The sequence below is a fragment of the Streptomyces sp. NPDC057287 genome (genome assembly GCF_042667905.1).
GTDB lineage: Bacteria > Actinomycetota > Actinomycetes > Streptomycetales > Streptomycetaceae > Streptomyces.
In genome coordinates, this window is sequence record NZ_JBHUYV010000003.1 from 323,196 (window position 1) to 342,879 (window position 19,684).

14 protein-coding genes are annotated in these 19,684 nt (G+C 71.3%); 9 read left to right on the forward strand and 5 right to left on the reverse strand.

What is annotated here, in order from left to right; translation table 11 throughout:
* Nucleotides 1–86: 86 nt before the first annotated feature.
* Nucleotides 87–1,043: an aldo/keto reductase gene (locus tag ACFUNE_RS07990; RefSeq protein ID WP_383564164.1), complete on the reverse strand. Its 957-nt coding sequence runs from the start codon at nt 1,041–1,043 to the stop codon at nt 87–89.
* Between the two features lie 124 nt (nt 1,044–1,167).
* Between ACFUNE_RS07990 and ACFUNE_RS07995 the strand changes: the two genes are divergently transcribed.
* From ACFUNE_RS07995 to serA, 6 genes are all read left to right on the forward strand, one after another.
* Nucleotides 1,168–2,118 carry a 2-hydroxyacid dehydrogenase gene (locus tag ACFUNE_RS07995; protein ID WP_383563842.1) on the forward strand — a complete coding sequence of 317 codons (951 nt, stop codon included), beginning with the start codon at nt 1,168–1,170 and terminating at the stop codon, nt 2,116–2,118.
* A gap of 267 nt (nt 2,119–2,385) precedes the next feature.
* Nucleotides 2,386–5,220 (forward strand): putative bifunctional diguanylate cyclase/phosphodiesterase, encoded by a 2,835-nt coding sequence (locus ACFUNE_RS08000; protein WP_383563845.1) that lies wholly within the window; start codon nt 2,386–2,388, stop codon nt 5,218–5,220.
* Nucleotides 5,221–5,437: 217 nt separating this feature from the next.
* Entirely contained in the window at nt 5,438–7,294 is a 1,857-nt protein-coding gene (locus ACFUNE_RS08005) for an acetolactate synthase large subunit (protein ID WP_383563847.1), read from the forward strand.
* A gap of 22 nt (nt 7,295–7,316) precedes the next feature.
* Nucleotides 7,317–7,844: an acetolactate synthase small subunit gene (gene ilvN, locus ACFUNE_RS08010; protein WP_356531068.1), complete on the forward strand. Its 528-nt coding sequence runs from the start codon at nt 7,317–7,319 to the stop codon at nt 7,842–7,844.
* Between the two features lie 106 nt (nt 7,845–7,950).
* The gene (gene ilvC / locus ACFUNE_RS08015) at nt 7,951–8,952 is read left to right on the forward strand and encodes a ketol-acid reductoisomerase (protein WP_329233136.1); all 1,002 of its coding nucleotides are present in this window, start codon (nt 7,951–7,953) and stop codon (nt 8,950–8,952) included.
* Nucleotides 8,953–9,251: 299 nt separating this feature from the next.
* Nucleotides 9,252–10,844 carry a phosphoglycerate dehydrogenase gene (gene serA, locus ACFUNE_RS08020; RefSeq protein ID WP_383563851.1) on the forward strand — a complete coding sequence of 531 codons (1,593 nt, stop codon included), beginning with the start codon at nt 9,252–9,254 and terminating at the stop codon, nt 10,842–10,844.
* An 88-nt stretch (nt 10,845–10,932) separates the two neighbouring features.
* Here serA and ACFUNE_RS08025 read toward each other — a convergent pair whose 3' ends face one another.
* Complete coding sequence (locus tag ACFUNE_RS08025) at nt 10,933–11,286, reverse strand: hypothetical protein (RefSeq protein ID WP_383563854.1); 354 nt, start codon at nt 11,284–11,286, stop codon at nt 10,933–10,935.
* 85 nt (nt 11,287–11,371) lie between these two features.
* Nucleotides 11,372–12,511, reverse strand: coding sequence for a PucR family transcriptional regulator (locus ACFUNE_RS08030; RefSeq protein ID WP_383563857.1), 1,140 nt, complete (start codon nt 12,509–12,511; stop codon nt 11,372–11,374).
* A 177-nt stretch (nt 12,512–12,688) separates the two neighbouring features.
* Here ACFUNE_RS08030 and ACFUNE_RS08035 point away from each other — a divergent pair, with 177 nt between their 5' ends.
* Both ACFUNE_RS08035 and pruA read left to right on the forward strand, forming a co-directional pair.
* Entirely contained in the window at nt 12,689–13,615 is a 927-nt protein-coding gene (locus ACFUNE_RS08035; RefSeq protein ID WP_329233143.1) for a proline dehydrogenase family protein, read from the forward strand.
* A gap of 138 nt (nt 13,616–13,753) precedes the next feature.
* Nucleotides 13,754–15,385 (forward strand): L-glutamate gamma-semialdehyde dehydrogenase, encoded by a 1,632-nt coding sequence (gene pruA / locus ACFUNE_RS08040; protein ID WP_383563860.1) that lies wholly within the window; start codon nt 13,754–13,756, stop codon nt 15,383–15,385.
* Nucleotides 15,386–15,491: 106 nt separating this feature from the next.
* Here the strand turns inward: pruA and ACFUNE_RS08045 are convergent, their stop codons facing one another.
* Nucleotides 15,492–16,355 (reverse strand): NAD-dependent epimerase/dehydratase family protein, encoded by an 864-nt coding sequence (locus tag ACFUNE_RS08045; protein ID WP_383563863.1) that lies wholly within the window; start codon nt 16,353–16,355, stop codon nt 15,492–15,494.
* 149 nt (nt 16,356–16,504) lie between these two features.
* Here ACFUNE_RS08045 and ACFUNE_RS08050 point away from each other — a divergent pair, with 149 nt between their 5' ends.
* Nucleotides 16,505–17,377, forward strand: coding sequence for a helix-turn-helix transcriptional regulator (locus ACFUNE_RS08050; protein ID WP_383564166.1), 873 nt, complete (start codon nt 16,505–16,507; stop codon nt 17,375–17,377).
* Here ACFUNE_RS08050 and ACFUNE_RS08055 read toward each other — a convergent pair.
* Nucleotides 17,361–19,646: a glycoside hydrolase family 3 N-terminal domain-containing protein gene (locus ACFUNE_RS08055; protein ID WP_383563866.1), complete on the reverse strand. Its 2,286-nt coding sequence runs from the start codon at nt 19,644–19,646 to the stop codon at nt 17,361–17,363. The two genes, ACFUNE_RS08050 and ACFUNE_RS08055, sit on opposite strands and share 17 nt — an antisense overlap.
* Nucleotides 19,647–19,684 lie beyond the last annotated feature (38 nt).

A 19,684-nucleotide genomic window follows, 5' to 3' on the forward strand; every position in this document is an offset into this window, starting at 1 on the left:
ATCCTTTCGACGGTCGCACGACTACTGTTCTTACACCGCCGCTCCGTCACGGGTTCCCGGTCTCCGCCGATTCTCCCGCCGCGCGGTCAGTCCCACGACCCAAGGGCGGGCGGCAGCCCGGCGATCTCGGCCAGATCCCGGTCCGTGAGCACCAGCCGTGCCGCCTCCGCGTTCTCCACCGCCCACCGCTCCCGCTTCGCGCCGGGCACGGGCACCACGTGGCGGCCCTGGCACAGGACCCACGCGAGAGCCACCTGCGCCGGAGTGGCGTCGTGCCGCTCCGCGATCCTGCGGAGCCCCGCCACCACCGGCTGGTTGGCCGCCATCATCTCCGCGGTGAAGCGGGAGTGCCTCGCCCTCGGATCATCCGGCTCGAATCCCTGGCCCGGCTTGAGCGTCCCCGTGAGATAGCCGCTGCCCAGCGGCATCGCCGCAAGCACACCCACCCCTCGGGCCGCGCACCACGGCAGAAGGTCCTCCAGCGCCTGGGGCGACCACACGGAGAGCTCGGCCTGGACGGCGCTGACGGGGAAGACCTGCTGGATCCGCTCCAGCTGCCGGATGGTCCCGTCGTGCATCCGCGCCCCCGGCCGCCGCCCGGCGCGGGCGCCCACGGCACAGAGCCCGAGCGACCGCACCTTGCCCGCGGTCACCAGGTCCGCCATGGCACCCCAGGTCTCCTCCACCGGAACCTCGGGATCCGCCCGGTGCAGCTGGTAGAGGTCGATCACATCGGTCTGGAGGCGCCGCAGAGAGGCGTCGCAGGCCCGGCGCACGTATCCGGGGCGGCCGTTGGCCACGATGTGCTGATCGCCCACCAGCAGACCGCACTTGGTGGAGAGGAAGGCTTCCTGGCGGCGGCCCTTGAGCGCCCGTCCGACGAGCAGTTCGTTGGTGAAGGGCCCGTACATGTCGGCGGTGTCCAGCAGCTGGACGCCCGCGTCCAGCGCGGCGTGCACGGTCCGCACCGAGCGGTCACCGCGCTGCTGCGACGTGTCGTAGGCCCAGCTCATCGGCATACAGCCCAGCCCGACCGCGCCCACGGCGAGGGCCGCCGCACCGATAGTCCTGCGCTCCAACTCCCCGAACCCTTCCTCGGCCCCGTGATCACGGGGCCACCCCAAAGTAGCCTCTGCGGTCCGGTGTCCTTCGCATAGCCTCCTGACCATGACTTCTGCATCCGCCACCGACATATGGCTCCCGTTCGCCGCCGACGAGGTCGACGGCCTCCCCGAGGATCTCAACTACCGTTTCTGGGACGGCGGCCGGGACTACCCGGCGGACCCCTCCGACTGCGCGTTCTACGTCGTCCCGTACATGAAGGGCCCGGAGGTCGCGGTCCGCCCGCTCGGGGCGATGCGCGCGGTCCAGGTCGTCCAGACCCTCTCCGCGGGCATCGACCACGTGGAGCCCGGGCTCGGGCTGCTGCCGCCGGGGGTCCGGCTGTGCAACGCGAAGGGCGTGCACGAGGCCTCGACCGCCGAGCTCGCGCTCGCCCTGGTCCTCGCCTCGCTCCGTGGGTTCCCGGGTTTCGTGCACGGCCAGGACGAGGAGGAGTGGCGGTCCGGCTTCTATCCGGCGCTCGCCGACAAGTCCGTCCTCGTCGTGGGCTACGGATCGATCGGCGCGGCCATCGAGGACCGGCTCGAACCCTTCGAGTGCGCGCGGGTGGTGCGCGTCGCACGCTCCGCACGGGCAACCGCGCGCGGCCCCGTACACGCGATCGAGGATCTTCCCGCCCTGCTGCCCGAGGCCGACATCGTCATTCTCTCCACTCCGCTGAACCCGTCCACACAAGGGCTGGTGGGCCCCGGCTTCCTCGCCGCGATGCGGGACGGAGCGCTGCTCGTGAACGTCGCGCGGGGCGCCGTCGTCGACACCGGAGCCCTCCTGTCCGAACTCGAGTCCGGTCGCCTGCGTGCCGCGCTCGACGTGACCGATCCCGAACCGCTGCCCGCCGGCCACCCTCTCTGGCATGCTCCCCACACACTGATCACTCCCCATGTGGGCGGCAGCACCTCCGCGTTCCTGCCCCGGGCCAAGCGTCTGCTGGCCGGACAGCTCACCCGCTTCGCCGCGGGGGAGCCGGTCGGCAACCTCGTGCTCACGACGGGCTGAACACGCTCCGCAGCCGCGCGGCGGCATCGTGCCCCCGCAACACCCCTGGTGGTCACGGAGAGTAGAGGAGCTATGTCCCTGAGTGACGGCTCTGGTGTATCGTCCACAACAGGGCAGCGCCGTGGAAGGGACGGCGCCTGGGAGCAAGCGCAACGCGAGGGGGCGACGGGCGATGTTCGGCCAGTGGAGAGACGATCCGACGCGGCAGGGTGGGCAGGAGCGGCCGGCGGCGGCGCGAGCACCGGGACCTGCCGGCGGAGCGCACCGGTGAGCGCCCTCGGGACCCTGCTCTCCGGGCAGCAGTCCTCCGGGCGGGCCGTGGGGCTGCGCTCCCAGCTCGCCCTCGCCGCCGTCTGCGCCGGATATGCCGTGGGGGCGGCGGTCGGCTGGGGGTCACCCGAAGTCGCCCTGTTCATGGGTGACTTCGGCCTGAGCGTCGCCGCCCTGATCGCCGCCGTGTCGTGCTTCCTCTACGCGCGGGCCGGCGGCAGCAGGTTCCGGCCCGCCTGGCTCCTCTTCTCGCTCTCCTCGGCCATGGCCGCCGGAGGCAACGCGATCTGGGGGTGGTACGAGGTGGTGCTCGGGCGCCCGGTGCCCAGCCCCTCCCTGGCGGACCTCTTCTTCCTCTGCTTCGCACCTCCCGCCATCGTCGGGCTGCTCGTCCTCGCCAAGCGGCCCGTCACGCGGGCCGGCTGGGTCTGCCTGGTGCTCGACGCCTGGCTGATCGGCGGATCCCTGCTGACGCTCTCCTGGAGCCTCGCCCTGGCCCACACCGCCCATGTCGCGAACGCCGCGGGGGTGAGCGTGGCCAGGGCCGCTCTCTCCCTGGCCTACCCACTCCTCGACATCGTGCTGGTCTCCATGGTCCTCGCGCTGCACTTCAGGCGGGTCAACGTGAACCGCTCCGCGGTGAACACCGCCATCGCCGGCCTCGCGCTGACCGTGGTCTGCGACGCCTTGTTCACCGCTCCGCTGCTGCGCTCGGTCTACCACTCGGGCCAGTTGCTCGACGCGGGCTGGTTCGCCGGTTCCCTGATCCTCGCGTACGCCCCCTGGGGGGCCCGCCGCGGCCAGGACAACGCTGTCGAAGAGGCCCCGGCCCCCGAGCCGCGAGCCGTGAGCCGCCCCATCGCGGGGTCCCTCGCCGCGCTCACCCCGTACCTGGCCGCCGCGGTCTGCACCCTCGGCATCCTCTACAACGTGGTGGAGGGCCGCAGGGTCGACCGGGTCGTGGTCCTCACGGGCTGCACGGTCGTGCTCGCCCTGGTCCTGCGGCAGGCCATCATGCTCCTCGACAACATCGCGCTCACCCATGAACTGGCCCAGAAGGAGAACCACTTCCGCTCCCTGGTGCAGGGCTCCAGCGACGTCATCATGATCGCCGAGCCCAGCGGTGTGCTCCGTTACGTCAGCCCGGCGGCGGCGGGGGTCTACCGCCGCGACGCCGAGGACCTCGTCGGCGCGGAGCTGTCGTCGATCATCCACCCCGACGACCTCGGGGGAGTCGTCCACGAACTCAGGCGCTTCCTCGCCGCGCCCTCCCGGGAGGAGCCCACCACCCGGATCGAGTGCCGCTTCGGATCGGGTACGGGCGACTGGCTGCACGTCGAGTCCACGGTCAACCGCCACCAGGGCGGCCTGCTGCTCAACAGCCGTGACGTGACCGAGCGGGTCAGGCTGCAGGCCCAGCTCCAGCACAACGCCGAACACGACCCGCTCACCGACCTCCCCAACCGGGCCCTCTTCACCACCCGGGTCGGCCAGGCGCTCGGCGGCCGCCGGGCCGGGGACCCGGGCACCGCCGTGCTCTTCATCGACCTGGACGGCTTCAAGGCGGTCAACGACTCCATCGGCCACCAGGCGGGCGACGAGCTCCTCGTCCAGGCCGCCCGCCGGCTCCAGGAGTCCGTACGCACCTCGGACACCGCGGCACGCCTCGGGGGCGACGAGTTCGCCGCGCTCATCGTCGGCGACGGCACCCGCGACCAGGCCGCCAGGGAGTGCCAGGTCCACGAGATCGCCGACCGGCTGCGCCTCAGGCTCTCCCAGCCGTACCGGATCGGCACCGGGGAGGTCCGGGTCGCCGCTTCCATCGGCGTCGCCTTCGCCGAACCCTCCATCACGCCCAAGGACCTCATGCGCAACGCCGACCTCGCCATGTACCGGGCGAAGGCCGGCGGCAAGGACCGGGTCGAGCTCTACGCCCCCCAGATGCAGGCCGACGTCGTGCGCCGCTCCGAGCTCGCCACACGGCTGCGCACCGCCCTGCGCGACGGCGAGTTCGCCCTGCTCCACCAGCCCGTCGTCCACCTGGCCAGCGGCACGGTGGCGGCCGTCTCCGCCCAGGCCCGCTGGCGCTCCGCCCAGGGCATCCTGTTCACCCCGGCCGAGTTCCTCCGCGTCTCCGAGAGCAGCGACCGTGCGGCCGAGCTGGGCACCTGGCTGCTGGAGGAGGCGGTCGAGCAGGCAGGGGAGCGGTTCAGATCCGGCCATCCGGTCTCCGTCTCCGTGCGCGTGTCGGCCGCCCGGCTGCTCGACCGGGCCCTCCCGCCGGGCTCCGTCGAGGCGCTCCTGACCCGGCACGGGCTGCCCTCCGGCGCCCTGATGATCGAGGTGGCCGACAGCGACCCGCGGATCTCCTTCGACGACCTGGAGCAGCGGCTGGTCGCGCTGCGCCGCCTCGGTGTCCGGATCGCGCTCGACGGCTTCGGCAGTGGGTATGCCGCGGTCAACGCCCTGCGCCGGCTCCCCATCGACGTACTGAAGCTGGACAGATGCCTGGTGGAGGGTGTCGTCGAGTCGGCGAGGCTCCACAAGATCACGAGTGGGCTGCTGCGGATCGCCGGCGATCTGGGGATGCAGTCCGTGGCCGACGGGGTGGACGTGCCCGAACAGGTGCGCGCGCTGCGTGCCATGGGGTGCACGCACGGCCAGGGGATGGCCTTCGCGGGCCCGTTGGACGAGTACCGGCTGCGGCGCACTCTGATCCGTGGGAAGTACCCCGTCCCGGGCATCGGTCCGGCCGCTCAGCCCGTCCTGGTGGGCGGCGTGATCCCCCTCCAGAGCCGCTCACATGATGAGACTCCCGTCCCACCCACTTGACACCGCAGGCGCCCCGGAGAGAGGGTCAATGCCATGCGCACCCGAATTCTCGTACTTGGAAAGCGCGTCGGCTGAAGCAGGGTCACTCATGGACACCTTGCAGACCGCACCGGCGCGCTCCCCTCGCTTGCCTCACGGCACGAGGGGTTTTTTGTTGCACCGGGACCTGTCAAAATCCCGCAAAAACACCGCATAAACCCTCAGCTTCGAGAAGAGAATGCCGATGACCGAGCAGGCCACCGGGGCCCAGCACCCGCAGCCGCGGGCCCGTAACGGCGGACCGTCCTCCGCCTCCGTTGAGCACCTCACGGGCGCGCAGTCCCTCATCCGTTCTCTCGAGGAAGTCGGCGCCGACACCGTATTCGGGCTCCCCGGCGGCTGCATCCTCCCGGCGTACGACCCGCTGATGGACTCCACCCGGGTCCGCCACATCCTCGTCCGCCACGAGCAGGGTGCCGGTCACGCGGCCACCGGTTACGCGCAGGCCACCGGCAGGGTCGGTGTCTGCATGGTCACCTCGGGTCCCGGAGCGACCAACCTGGTCACCCCGATCGCCGACGCCGCCATGGACTCGGTGCCCCTGGTCGCGATCACCGGGCAGGTGGCCTCCGCGGCCATCGGTACGGACGCGTTCCAGGAAGCCGACATCTGCGGCATCACGATGCCGATCACGAAGCACAACTTCCTGGTCACCCGCGCCGAGGACATCGCGCACACCATCGCCGAGGCCTTCCACATCGCCTCCACCGGCCGCCCGGGCCCGGTCCTCGTCGACATCGCCAAGGACGCGCTGCAGTCGAAGACCACCTTCAGCTGGCCGCCGTCGATGGACCTGCCCGGCTACCGTCCGGTCACGAAGCCGCACGCCAAGCAGATCCGCGAGGCCGCCAAGCTCATCACCCAGGCCAAGCGCCCGGTGCTGTACGTCGGCGGCGGCGTCATGAAGGCCGGCGCGACCGCCGAGCTGAAGGTCCTGGCAGAGCTCACCGGAGCGCCCGTCACCACCACGCTGATGGCGCTCGGCTCCTTCCCCGACAGCCACCCGCTGCACGTGGGAATGCCCGGCATGCACGGTTCGGTCACCGCCGTCACCGCGCTGCAGAAGGCCGACCTGATCGTCGCGCTGGGGGCCAGGTTCGACGACCGCGTCACCGGCAAGCTGGACAGCTTCGCCCCGTACGCCAAGATCGTGCACGCGGACATCGACCCGGCGGAGATCGGCAAGAACCGCGCCGCCGACGTCCCGATCGTCGGTGACGCCCGCGAGGTCATCGCCGACCTCGTCCAGGCGGTCCAGGCGGAGCACACCGAGGGCAACACCGGCGACTACAGCGCCTGGTGGAAGGACCTCAACCGCTGGCGCGAGACCTACCCCGTCGGCTACGACCTGCCGGAGGACGGCAGCCTCTCGCCGCAGCAGGTCATCCAGCGCATCGGCGAACTCGCCCCCGAGGGAACGATCTTCGCGGCGGGCGTCGGCCAGCACCAGATGTGGGCCTCGCACTTCATCCAGTACGAGCAGCCGGCGACCTGGCTCAACTCCGGCGGTGCCGGGACCATGGGGTACGCCGTCCCGGCGGCCATGGGCGCCAAGGCGGGCATGCCCGAGCGTGCCGTCTGGGCGATCGACGGCGACGGCTGCTTCCAGATGACCAACCAGGAACTCACCACCTGCGCGCTCAACAACATCCCGATCAAGGTCGCGATCATCAACAACGGCGCGCTCGGGATGGTCCGCCAGTGGCAGACCCTGTTCTACAACCAGCGGTACTCCAACACCGTGCTGCACTCGGGCCCTGACGCGGACGGCAACGCCGCCAAGGGCACCCGCGTCCCGGACTTCGTCAAGCTGTCCGAGGCCATGGGCTGCTACGCGATCCGCTGCGAGGACCCGGCGGACCTGGACAAGGTCATCGCCGAGGCCAACGCGATCAACGACCGCCCGGTCGTCATCGACTTCATCGTCCACGAGGACGCCATGGTCTGGCCGATGGTCGCCGCCGGCACCTCCAACGACGAGGTCATGGCAGCGCGCGGCGTCCGCCCCGACTTCGGCGACAACGAAGACGACTGAGAGACAGAGAGAGACCGACTCCATGTCCAGTAAGCACACCCTCTCCGTCCTGGTCGAGAACAAGCCCGGTGTCCTCGCCCGGATCACGGCCCTGTTCTCCCGGCGCGGCTTCAACATCGACTCGCTCGCGGTCGGTACCACCGAACATCCCGACATCTCACGCATCACCATTGTCGTGAACGTCGAGGGCCTGCCCCTGGAGCAGGTGACCAAGCAGCTCAACAAGCTGGTCAACGTCCTGAAGATCGTCGAACTCGAGCCCGCCGCAGCGATCCAGCGGGAGCTCGTCCTGGTGAAGGTCCGCGCAGACAACGAGACCCGCTCCCAGATCGTCGAGATCGTCCAGCTGTTCCGCGCCAAGACCGTGGACGTCTCCCCGGAGGCCGTCACGATCGAGGCGACAGGGGGCGCCGACAAGCTGGAGGCCATGCTCAAGATGCTCGAGCAGTTCGGCATCAAGGAGCTCGTCCAGTCCGGCACCATCGCCATAGGGCGCGGCGCGCGCTCGATCACCGACCGTTCTCTGCGCGCCCTCGACCGTTCGGCGTAAAACCTCACGGGACGCCTCGCCGCTCGTATGGCGAGACCCGGCAACGTATCCGACGCACCCCGCCGTACGGTGGGACGCAACACCTGCACACCAAGGAGAAGACCCAGTGGCCGAGCTGTTCTACGACGACGATGCCGACCTGTCCATCATCCAGGGCCGTAAGGTCGCGGTCCTCGGTTACGGCAGCCAGGGGCACGCCCACGCGTTGTCGCTGCGTGACTCGGGTGTCGACGTCCGTGTCGGTCTGCACGAGGGTTCGAAGTCCAAGGCGAAGGCCGAGGAGCAGGGCCTGCGCGTGGTGACCCCGTCCGAGGCCGCGGCCGAGGCCGACGTCATCATGATCCTGGTCCCGGACCCGATCCAGGCCCAGGTCTACGAGGAGTCCGTCAAGGACAACCTCAAGGACGGCGACGCGCTGTTCTTCGGTCACGGCCTGAACATCCGCTTCGACTTCATCAAGCCGCCGGCCAACGTCGACGTCTGCATGGTCGCCCCGAAGGGCCCGGGTCACCTGGTCCGCCGCCAGTACGAGGAGGGCCGCGGCGTCCCGTGCATCGTGGCGGTCGAGCAGGACGCCACGGGCAAGGGCCTGGAGCTCGCCCTCAGCTACGCGAAGGGAATCGGCGGCACCCGCGCCGGCGTCATCAAGACGACCTTCACGGAGGAGACCGAGACCGACCTGTTCGGTGAGCAGGCCGTCCTCTGCGGTGGCACCGCCGCCCTGGTCAAGGCCGGCTTCGAGACGCTGACCGAGGCCGGTTACCAGCCGGAGATCGCGTACTTCGAGTGCCTCCACGAGCTGAAGCTCATCGTCGACCTCATGTACGAGGGCGGCCTGGAGAAGATGCGCTGGTCCATCTCGGAGACCGCCGAGTGGGGCGACTACGTCACCGGCCCGCGGATCATCACGGACGCCACCAAGGCCGAGATGAAGAAGGTCCTCGCCGAGATCCAGGACGGCACCTTCGCCAAGGCCTGGATGGCCGAGTACCACAACGGTCTGCCCAAGTACAACGAGTACAAGAAGGCCGACAGCGAGTCCCTGCTGGAGACCACCGGCAAGGAGCTCCGCAAGCTCATGAGCTGGGTCGACAACGAGGACGCCTGAGTTCTCGCCGGGGGGCAGGTCCGCACGGGCCTGCCCCCCGGCGCACGGCCGGCCTCACACCTCGTGTCACTGCGGGGAGAGGTGGGTGGAAGGAGGCGGCGCCGTACGTCTGTACAGACCGTCCACCCCGTGAGGGTGATCCTTCCACCGGGGCGCAGTCGATGCCCGGCCGCATGACTACACTTCTCAACACATACACGCGTCAGGGCCCACAGTGTCGTGCGTCTTCCACGCGGCTAGCCCCTCCACCGCCTGCGGCCGTCGGGACGGCCGTCCGCACTGGACTTGTGAGGACACACGTGAGCTCGAAACCTGTCGTACTCATCGCCGAAGAGCTGTCGCCCGCCACGGTCGACGCCCTGGGTCCGGATTTCGAGATCCGGCACTGCAACGGCGCGGACCGCGCCGCACTCCTCCCCGCGATCGCCGACGTCGACGCGATCCTGGTGCGCTCCGCCACCAAGGTCGACGCCGAGGCCATCGCCGCGGCGAAGAAGCTCAGGGTCGTCGCCCGTGCCGGCGTCGGTCTGGACAACGTCGACGTCTCCTCGGCCACCAAGGCCGGCGTGATGGTCGTCAACGCCCCGACCTCGAACATCGTCACCGCCGCCGAGCTGGCCTGCGGTCTGCTCGTGGCCACCGCGCGTAACATCCCGCAGGCCAACACCGCGCTGAAGAACGGCGAGTGGAAGCGCTCCAAGTACACGGGCGTGGAGCTCAGCGAGAAGACGCTCGGCGTCGTCGGCCTCGGCCGCATCGGCGTGCTGGTCGCCCAGCGCATGTCGGCCTTCGGCATGAAGATCGTCGCGTACGACCCCTACGTACAGCCCGCCCGCGCCGCGCAGATGGGCGTCAAGCTCCTCACGCTGGACGAGCTGCTCGAGGTCTCCGACTTCATCACGGTGCACCTGCCCAAGACCCCCGAGACGCTCGGCCTCATCGGCGACGAGGCGCTGCACAAGGTGAAGCCCACGGTGCGCATCGTCAACGCCGCGCGCGGCGGCATCGTCGACGAGGAGGCGCTCGCCTCCGCCCTCAAGGAGGGCCGTGTCGCCGGAGCCGGTCTGGACGTGTACACCAAGGAGCCCTGCACGGACTCCCCGCTGTTCCAGTTCGACCAGGTCGTCTGCACCCCGCACCTCGGTGCCTCCACCGACGAGGCGCAGGAGAAGGCCGGCATCGCCGTCGCCAAGTCCGTCCGCCTGGCACTCGCCGGTGAGCTCGTGCCCGACGCGGTCAACGTCCAGGGCGGGGTCATCGCCGAGGACGTGCGCCCCGGCCTGCCGCTCGCCGAGAAGCTCGGCCGGATCTTCACCGCCCTCGCCGGCGAGGTCGCTGCCCGCCTCGACGTCGAGGTCTACGGCGAGATCACCCAGCACGACGTGAAGGTGCTCGAACTCTCCGCGCTCAAGGGCGTGTTCGAGGACGTCGTCGACGAGACCGTCAGCTACGTCAACGCCCCGCTCTTCGCGCAGGAGCGCGGTGTCGAGGTCCGCCTCACCACGAGCTCCGAGTCGCCGGACCACCGCAACGTGGTGACCGTCCGCGGCACCCTGTCGAACGGCGAGGAGGTCGCGGTCTCCGGCACGCTCGCCGGTCCCAAGCACCTCCAGAAGATCGTCGCCATCGGCGAGCACGACGTGGACCTGGCGCTCGCCGACCACATGGTCGTCCTGCGCTACGAGGACCGTCCCGGCGTCGTCGGCGCGGTCGGCAAGATCCTCGGCGAGGCCGGGCTGAACATCGCCGGCATGCAGGTCTCGCGGCAGGACGCGGGCGGCGAGGCGCTGGTCGTCCTCACCGTCGACGACACCATCCCGCAGTCGGTCCTCACCGAGATCGCCGAGGAGATCGGCGCCGCCTCGGCGCGTTCGGTGAACCTCACCGACTGATCGGCCGCCCCACGACGACCGCGCCCGGCGGACAGGCTCCCTGTCCGCCGGGCGCGGTCGTTCCCGGTTCCGGAGGCGGGCCGACGGCCTACCCGTCGATCCGCCCGGTGAAGAGCGCGATCAGGAAGACGGCCCACCCCGCCGTGGAGATCAGCGCGGGGAACCAGGCGGCGATCGCGCAGCCGGCGATGACGAGACCGTTGCGCCGCTGCCGGCGCGCGGGGGTCCGGGCGAGGAACCAGCTGGGCAGGATCAGCGCGTAGGAGATCAGCAGGCCCGCGGCCGCCAGGAACGTCCGGTCGGCGAAGGTGTTCTCCGCCGACGACACCGCGGCGGTCAGTGCGGGTGCCAGCACGGTGCCGGTCAACGGGGCTGCCCACCAGCGCGCTTCGGTCTCCGGTCGTGCGGCGAGGGAAAGGGGGGTCCTGGCGTCGGTGCTCATGGACCCATCTCACCGTGTGTGACGCCCCGCTCACTCCGTCGGCGTACTCACCTCGTGGCTTCGCCGTACTCATCCGGGGCGCGACTCACAGCCGGGCCTGCTTCAGCGCCATGTGCAGCAGCAGCCGGTCCTCCCCGTCGTTCAGGTCGAGGCCGGTGAGCTGCTGGACGCGGGCGAGACGGTAGTAGAGCGTCTGGCGGTGGATGCCCAGCTCGGTGGCCGTCCGGCTCGCCTGGCCCGCACGGTCGAGGAACACCTCGGCGGTCCGGGCCAGTTCGGCGTGGGCCGGGGTCAGCAGAGGGCGGACGGCCTGGTCCGGGGCGGTGCCCGTGGTGCGGGGCAGGGCGGCCAGGATGCGGTACGGGCCGATGGCCGACCATTCGGCGACCGGGCCGTAGCGGGATTCCGCCGAGGCCGCGCGGGCGGCGGACAGGGCCTCGTGCCAGGAGTCGGCCAGCTCCGTCAGACCGCGGCGGGGAGCGGCGAGGCCGCCGGTGGCGGCGGGTCCGGCGGCGGCGCGCAGCTGCTCCACGGCCTTCCTCGCCGGATCGAGGGCTTCGGGGGAGCGCAGCCGGACCAGGGCGGCCAGGGCCTGGGTGCACGCTCCGGGGGCGGTGGCGAGGGCCGCCGCCGACGGCACCGTCCGCGCGGACGGCGTCCCGCCCGGCCAGGGGGTCACGCACACCACGGTGTGCAGCCCGTCCGCGTCGGTGCCCAGAGCCTCGTGCAGTGCGGCCACCGCCATGTCGCGCTGCCAGCCGCGGCCGGCGACGAGCACCGCGCCGAACTCCCGGGACAGGTCGGTGCCGGCCCGTTCCTCGTCGGCGAGCAGGGCGCCGATCCGGGCTGCCACCTCCATGGCCGCCGTCAGCTGGTCCTCCGTCGGTCCGGGGTCCGCGTCCAGCAGCCACACATAGCCCAGGACGACACCCCGATGGCGTACCGGAAGGCAGATGCGGTCCCGGAACACCCCGGCCTCCGGGGCGGCCGGGATACGGACGGGCTCCGTCGCGCGGGTGATGCCGAACCCCTCGAACCAGGCGCGGACCGCCGGGGTGGAGCGACGGGTCAGGATCGAGCGGGTACGGACCGGGTCCATGGCCGTGTCGTCGTCGCTGTCGTGCGCACCGAAGGCGACCAGTCCGAAATCGCGGTTCTCCAGGGTGGCGGGGGCGCTGAGCAGCGCGGAGATCTCGTCGACCAGCTCCTGGTAATCGCCCTTCACCCCGCCATTCTCGCACCCCTTCAGACAAATGTCTGAGATCCGGTCCACTGATGCGTGACAGCTGTCGATGGCACGGGATCGCGGGGGTACCTAGATTTCACAGTGGTTCTCCGTGCCGTCCCGGTCCGTTCACCCGCGTACCGGTCCGGCCTCGTTCGTACTCCGTGGAGGTGCCCCGTGCTGGGTCCCGTGATTCTCGCCGCGTCCCGCAGCGACAAGATGCGTCGTTTCATCTCGGCCGCGCCCGGCACCAAGCAGGTCGTCGACCGCTTCATCGCCGGTGAGAGCGTCGACCAGGTCGTCCCCGTCATCGAGGACGCCGCCTCGAAGGGCCTCGAGGTCACCCTGGACGTCGTGGGTGAGGACATCACCACCCCCGAGCAGGCCGCCGCCGCGCGCGACGCCTACCTGGAGCTCGTCGGCCGTCTGAAGGAGCTCGGGCTCGGCGCCCGGGCCGAGATGTCCGTCAAGCTCTCGATGTTCGGCCAAGCGCTGGAGGGCGGCCACGAGCTGGCCCTCGCCAACGTCCGACCCGTCGTCGAGGCCGCCGCCGCGATCGGCACCACGGTCACGCTGGACGCCGAGGACCACACCACCCTGGACTCGATGTTCGCCATCCACGAGGAGCTGCGGAAGGACTTCCCGCAGACCGGCTGCGTGATCCAGTCCTACCTGTTCCGCACCGAGGCCGACGCCCGGCGTCTGGCCGCCGCGGGCAGCCGGGTCCGCCTGGTGAAGGGCGCCTACAAGGAGCCCGCCTCCGTCGCGTACCAGAGCAAGCCGGAGATCGACAAGGCGTACGTCCGCATCCTGAAGACCCTGATGCTGGGCGAGGGCTACCCGATGATCGGCTCGCACGATCCCCGTCTCATCGCCATCGGCCAGGAGCTCGCACGCCAGGCCGGGCGCAAACTGGACGAGTACGAGTTCCAGATGCTGTACGGCATCCGCAGCGAGGAGCACGTCCGGCTCGCGGCCGAGGGCCACCGGATGCGCGTCTACACGGCGTACGGCACCGACTGGTACGGATACTTCATGCGCCGCCTCGCGGAGAAGCCGGCCAACCTGCTGTTCTTCGGCCGCTCCGTGCTCACCAAGGGCTGACCCGTCCGGCCGCGACCCCGAACCACGGGGCCGCCCCAGGCTGACCCGAGGGCTCGAACCACAGGGCCGCACCCAGGCTGAACCAAGGGCTGACCTGCCCGGCCGACCACCCACCTCAACCAAGGAGACAAGGCACCCATGGACGCTGTCACCCAGGTCCCCGCGCCGGTCAACGAGCCGGTCCACTCCTACGCCCCCGGCACCGCCGAGCGAGCCCGCCTGGAGGCGAAGCTCAAGGAGCTCAGCCAGAACCCCATCGACCTGCCGATGACCATCGGCGGCGAGAAGCGGATGGGTGGCGGCGCGCGCTTCGACGTCGTGCAGCCGCACAACCACAAGGCCGTCATCGGCACCGCCGCCGCGGCCACCGAGGCGGACGCCCAGGACGCGGTCGACGCGGCCCTCGCCGCCGCCCCGGCCTGGCGCGCGATGTCCTTCGACGACCGCGCCGCGATCATCCTGCGCGCGGCCGAGCTGCTCTCCGGCCCCTGGCGCGAGACGCTGGCCGCCTCCACGATGCTGGGCCAGGGCAAGACCGCCCAGCAGGCCGAGATCGACTGCCCCTGCGAGCTCGTCGACTTCTGGCGCTTCAACGTGCACTACGCGCGCCAGATCCTCGCCGAGCAGCCGCCGGCGAACTCTCCCGGCGTGTGGAACCGCATGGACCACCGCCCGCTCGAGGGCTTCGTCTACGCGATCACGCCGTTCAACTTCTCGGCCATCGCGGCCAACCTGCCCACCGCGCCCGCCCTCATGGGCAACGTCGTGGTGTGGAAGCCGTCCCCGACGCAGACCCACGCCGCCGTGCTGCTGATGCAGCTCCTGGAGGAGGCCGGGCTGCCCAAGGGCGTCATCAACCTGGTCACCGGCGACGGCATCGCCGTCTCCGAGGTGGCGCTGAACCACCGCGACCTGGCCGGTGTCCACTTCACCGGCTCGACCCCCACCTTCCAGCACCTGTGGAAGACGGTCGGCAACAACATCGCCAACTACCGCACCTACCCGCGCCTCGTCGGCGAGACGGGCGGCAAGGACTTCGTCGTCGCGCACCCCAGCGCCGACCGTGCCGTGCTGAAGACCGCGCTGACCCGCGGCTCCTTCGAGTACCAGGGCCAGAAGTGCTCCGCCTCCTCCCGTGCGTACGTCCCGGCCTCCATCTGGAACTCCGGTTTCAAGGAGGAGTTCGCGGCCGAGGTCGACGGCATCACCATGGGTGACGTCACCGACCTGTCGCACTTCATGGGCGCCGTCATCGACGCGCGTTCCTTCGCCAAGAACAAGGCCGCGATCGACCGCGCCGCCGCCGACCCGACGTGCACGATCGTCGCGGGCGGCACCTACGACGACTCCGTCGGCTACTTCGTCCGCCCGACCGTCATCGTGTGCGACGACCCGGCCAACGAGGTCTTCACCACCGAGTACTTCGGCCCGATCCTCGCCGTCCACGTCTACGAGGACGAGAAGTACGACGCCATGCTGGAGCAGATGGAGTCGGTCTCCGACTACGCGCTGACCGGTGCGGTCATCTCCAACGACCGCGCGGCGGCCGCGTACACGATGGACAAGCTCCGCTACGCGGCGGGCAACTTCTACATCAACGACAAGTCGACCGGTGCCGTCGTCGGCCAGCAGCCCTTCGGCGGCGGCCGTGGCTCCGGCACCAACGACAAGGCGGGCGCCCCGCAGAACCTGCAGCGCTGGACGCTGACCCGCGCCATCAAGGAGACGCTGGTCGCGCCGACCGAGTACACCTACCCCCACCAGGGCTGACGCCCCAGGGGCGCCCGCACCGGGCGCCCCGCCCCGCACTCCGCCTCCCGACCGGCTCCCCCCCCCCGCCGGCCGGGAGGCGGTTTCCATTCCGGGCCGGGGCCGCTCAGAGGGCCCCCGCGTCCCGGGCCGTCCACACCGACGGATACAGCGGCCGGAACCCCAGCTCGTCCCGGATGCGCAGTGTCGACATCTGGCCGTACCAGGGATCGGGATCGGTGCGGTCCGCCAGTTCCGGCGGCACCGGCACCCCGTTCAGGCGGTGCAGGTCCACCGCCGTCACCGGGGCGTCGTCGCAGATGTTGTAGCGGCGGCCCGCGACCTCGCGCGCGTGCAGCAGGCGCAGCAGCCCCTGGGCCACATCCGCGTGGTGCACCACCGCCAGCCGCTGCGCCGCCGCCCAGCCGCCCACCCAGCTCATCGCGTCCGCGAGGTGCGGGTCGCCCTCCCCGTACACGAACGGCAGAACGGCGATCCGCACGTCCAGCCCGTGCTCGCGGTGCAGGGCGAGCAGGCCTTCCTCGGCCCCCGCCTTCGACTGCGCGTACGCCCCCCACTTGGGGCCGCCCGGCACCGTCGGGTCGTCCTCCGTCAGCGGACGGCCGCGCCCCGCGCCGTACGAGAGGTTCGTGCCCACGTGCACGAACCTGCCCGTGCCCGACCGGACGGCGGCTTCCCCCAGGGCTACGGCCGCGTCGCGGTTGACGGACCACATCTCGTCCTCCGGGACGTCCCGGAAGGCCGCCGCGATGTTCACGACGGCGTCCACGCCCAAGAGGGCCTCGTCCACATCGCCCGCGTCGCGGAGGTCGCCCGTGACGACCTCCGTACCCAGCGCCGCGAAGACGTCCCCCCGGCTCCCGTCGCGCACGATCACCCGCACCGTGTCGCCGGGGGCGGCCCGCCGGAGCAGCCGCGGCACGAACCGGCGCCCCACCTCGCCCGTCGCGCCCGTCACCAGAATTCTCATCGCCGGTCCCCTCCTCGTGGATCTCCTGAACGGCCTCAGCCTGGGTCCGGCGCCGTGATCGCGGGAGAGACCCGCGTATCCGGGGACCGGCAGTCCCCGGATACGCCCTGGAGCAGCCGGGCGCGGCGGGCCATGCTGGGCGGATGGACCTGGACCGCGTCGAACTCGCCGACTTCCTGCGCCGCTGCCGTATCCGCCTGGACCCGGCCGCCGTCGGACTCGCCGTCGGCTCCAGGCGCCGGACGCCCGGTCTCCGCCGGGAGGAGGCGGCCAGGCTGACGGGCGCGTCCGTGGACCACTACACGCGCCTGGAACAGGGCCGTGGCTCCAGGCCGTCGCGGCAGATGCTCGCCGCCCTGGCCAGGGCGCTGCGGCTCACCGAGGACGAGCGCGACCACCTCTTCCACCTGGCGGGGGAGGAGCCGCCCCGGAGGGGCGTGGGCCCCTCCCAGCACGTCCGGCCCGGACTGCTGATGATCCTCGACCGGCTGCACGACGCCCCCGCGCACGTCTACAGCGACCGGGGGGAACTGCTCGCGCAGAACGCACTGGCGACCGCGCTCACCGGGGAGGCCGACCCGGGGCACAACGTGATCCGGGCCTGGTTCACCGGCCGCAGCGCCCGTCGGCTGTACCCGCCGGAGGACCACGCCGGGCAGTCCCTGATCCATGTCGCCCAGCTCCGGGCGGTGTCCGCCGCACGGCCCGACGATCCGCAGCTCCTGGCGCTCGTACGCGAACTGCGGTCGGCCTCGGAGGAGTTCGACACGCTCTGGACGGAGCACCGGGTGGCCGTGCGGCGCGCGGAGCGCAAGCGATTCCTGCACCCTGTCGTCGGGCTGCTGGAGCTCGGCTGCGAGGTGCTGCTCACCGCGGACTGCGGCCAGCGCCTGGTCGTCCACACGGCGGAACCCGGCAGCGAGTCCTACGAGCGGCTGCGGCTCCTGCGCGTCGTCGGGCTGCAGGAGCTCGGGGCGTCCGGGCCGCCGGACGCCCCCGGTGACCTCAGCCCTTCACGGTGAAACCGGCCCGCAGGAGGCTCTCGTCGGCGGAGGACGGGCCGACGAGCAGTTCGAAGGCGCCGGGCTCGACGATCCGCCGGCCCGCCGAATCGACCAGGGTGCATTCGGAGACCGGCAGTTCGAGCACCACCTCGCGGGACTCGCCGGGCGCGATCGTCACCTGCCGGTAGGCCTTGAGCTCCTTCTCCGCCCACGTCACGGACGTCACGGTGTCGCTGATGTACACCTGCACCGTCTCCAGGGCCGGCCGGGCGCCGGTGTTGTGGACGGTGACGCGCGCCCGCAGCGTGTCGTTCTCCCCGACGCTCGCCGTGAGCATCTCCAGGTCGGAGTACGCCACGTCCGTGTAGCTCAGGCCCTCGCCGAAGACGAACGCCGGACGCTGGGTCAGGTCGGCGTACCGGGAGCCGTGCTGGCCCCGGATCTGGTTGTAGTACGTCGGCTGCTGGCCCGCGTGACGGGCGAAGGAGATGGGCAGCCGTCCCGACGGCTCGACGAGGCCCAGCAGGACCTCGGCCACCGCCCGGCCGCCCTGCATGCCCGGGTTGAAGGCGTGCAGGACCGCCGCGGCGCCGAGGGCGGACGGCGGGAGCACCAGCGGCTTGGAGCTGATGACCACGACGACCAGCGGCTTGCCGGTCGCCGCGAGCGCGTCGAGCAGCGCGGCCTGGTCGCCGACGAGCTCCAGGGTGGCCGTGGACTTGCCCTCGCCGACCAGCTCGATGCGGTCGCCGACCACGGCGACGACGTAGTCGGCGGCCTCGGCGGCGGCGACCGCCTCACCGATCAGTGCGGCGTCCGGGTCGGCGGGGATGACCACCTCCGGGCGGGGCTGGCCGTCGGGGAAGAACTGCCCCTCCGGGTCCGCTCCCACATCGAGGATCCTGGCGCCCCGCGCGTACGAGACCGTCCAGTCGGCGGGCGCGTGCTCGCGGAAGCCGTCGAGGACGGTACGGATCATGGCGCGCGGCTGGCCGTCCTGGAGCCAGTCCACCTGGCCCGACGAGCCCGCCCAGTCGCCCAGTTGGGTCTGCGCGTCGTCCGCGTTCGGCCCGATCACCGCGACCGTACGGGGGCCGGGGGAGCCGGTGGCCCGCCCGTCCTCCCCTGCCGTCAGGCCGCCGGCCAGCGGCAGCGAGCCGTCGTTGGTCAGCAGCACCAGCGAGCGCCGGGCCACCTCCAGGTTCAGTGCGGCGTGCCCGGCGCTGCCGATGATCTCGGCCTGGCGGGCGGTGTCGGGGCGGCGCGGGTTCTCGAACAGGCCGAGCTCGAACTTGAGCGTCAGGACGCGGCGCACGGCCGCGTCGATCTCGGCCTCGCCCAGCGTGCCGTTCCCGACGGCTTCCAGCGCGCCCTCGAAGAACCCCTCGGTCGCCATCACCATGTCGTTGCCCGCGCGGACCGCGGCCGCGGCGGCCTGCGCGTAGTCGGCGTAGACCTTCTGCTCCCACACCATGCGGCCGACGTTGTCCCAGTCGGTCACCAGCGTCCCGGTGTAGCCCCACTCCTCGCGCAGCACGTCGTTGAGCAGCCAGTCGTTCACCGTGATCGGCACGCCGTCCATGGACTGGTAGCCGAGCATGAACGTCCGGCAGCCCTCCTTGGCGACCCGCTCGAACGGCGGCAGGAACCAGGACCGGAGCTTGCGCCGCGAGATGTCAGCCTCGCTGGCGTCCCGGCCGCCCTGCGTCTCGGAGTACCCCGCGAAGTGCTTGGCCGAGGCCAGGATCGCGGTCGGGTCCGCCAAGCCGTCGCCCTGGTACCCGCGCACCATCGCCGACGCCAGTTCCCCGATCAGGTGGGGGTCCTCGCCGAACGTCTCGCTGACCCGTCCCCAGCGCAGGTCCCTGGTGATGCAGAGGACCGGTGAGAACGTCCAGTGCACGCCGGTCGCCGCGACCTCCACCGCCGTGGCCCGCGCGATCCGCTCCACCAGCTCCGTGTCCCAGGTGGCGGCCATGCCGAGCTGGGTGGGGTAGATCGTGGCGCCCTCCCAGAAGGAGTGCCCGTGGATGCAGTCCTCCGCGACCAGCAGAGGGATGCGCAGCCGGGAGCGGTCGGTCAGCTCCGCGGCCTCCAGGACCCGCTCGGGCGAGGTGTGCAGGATCGACCCCACGTGCAGGTCCTCGACGAAGTGCCGCACACCTTCCTTGGCGTTCAGCTGGAGCATCTGGCCGACCTTCTCGGGCAGCGTCATGCGGTCCAGGAGATCGGCGACCCGCTCCGCCACGGGGAGCGCGGGGTCGAGGTAGGGCAGGGAGGGGGACACGGGGGGTCCTTTCGCGACACGGTTCGCTTCACCATAGA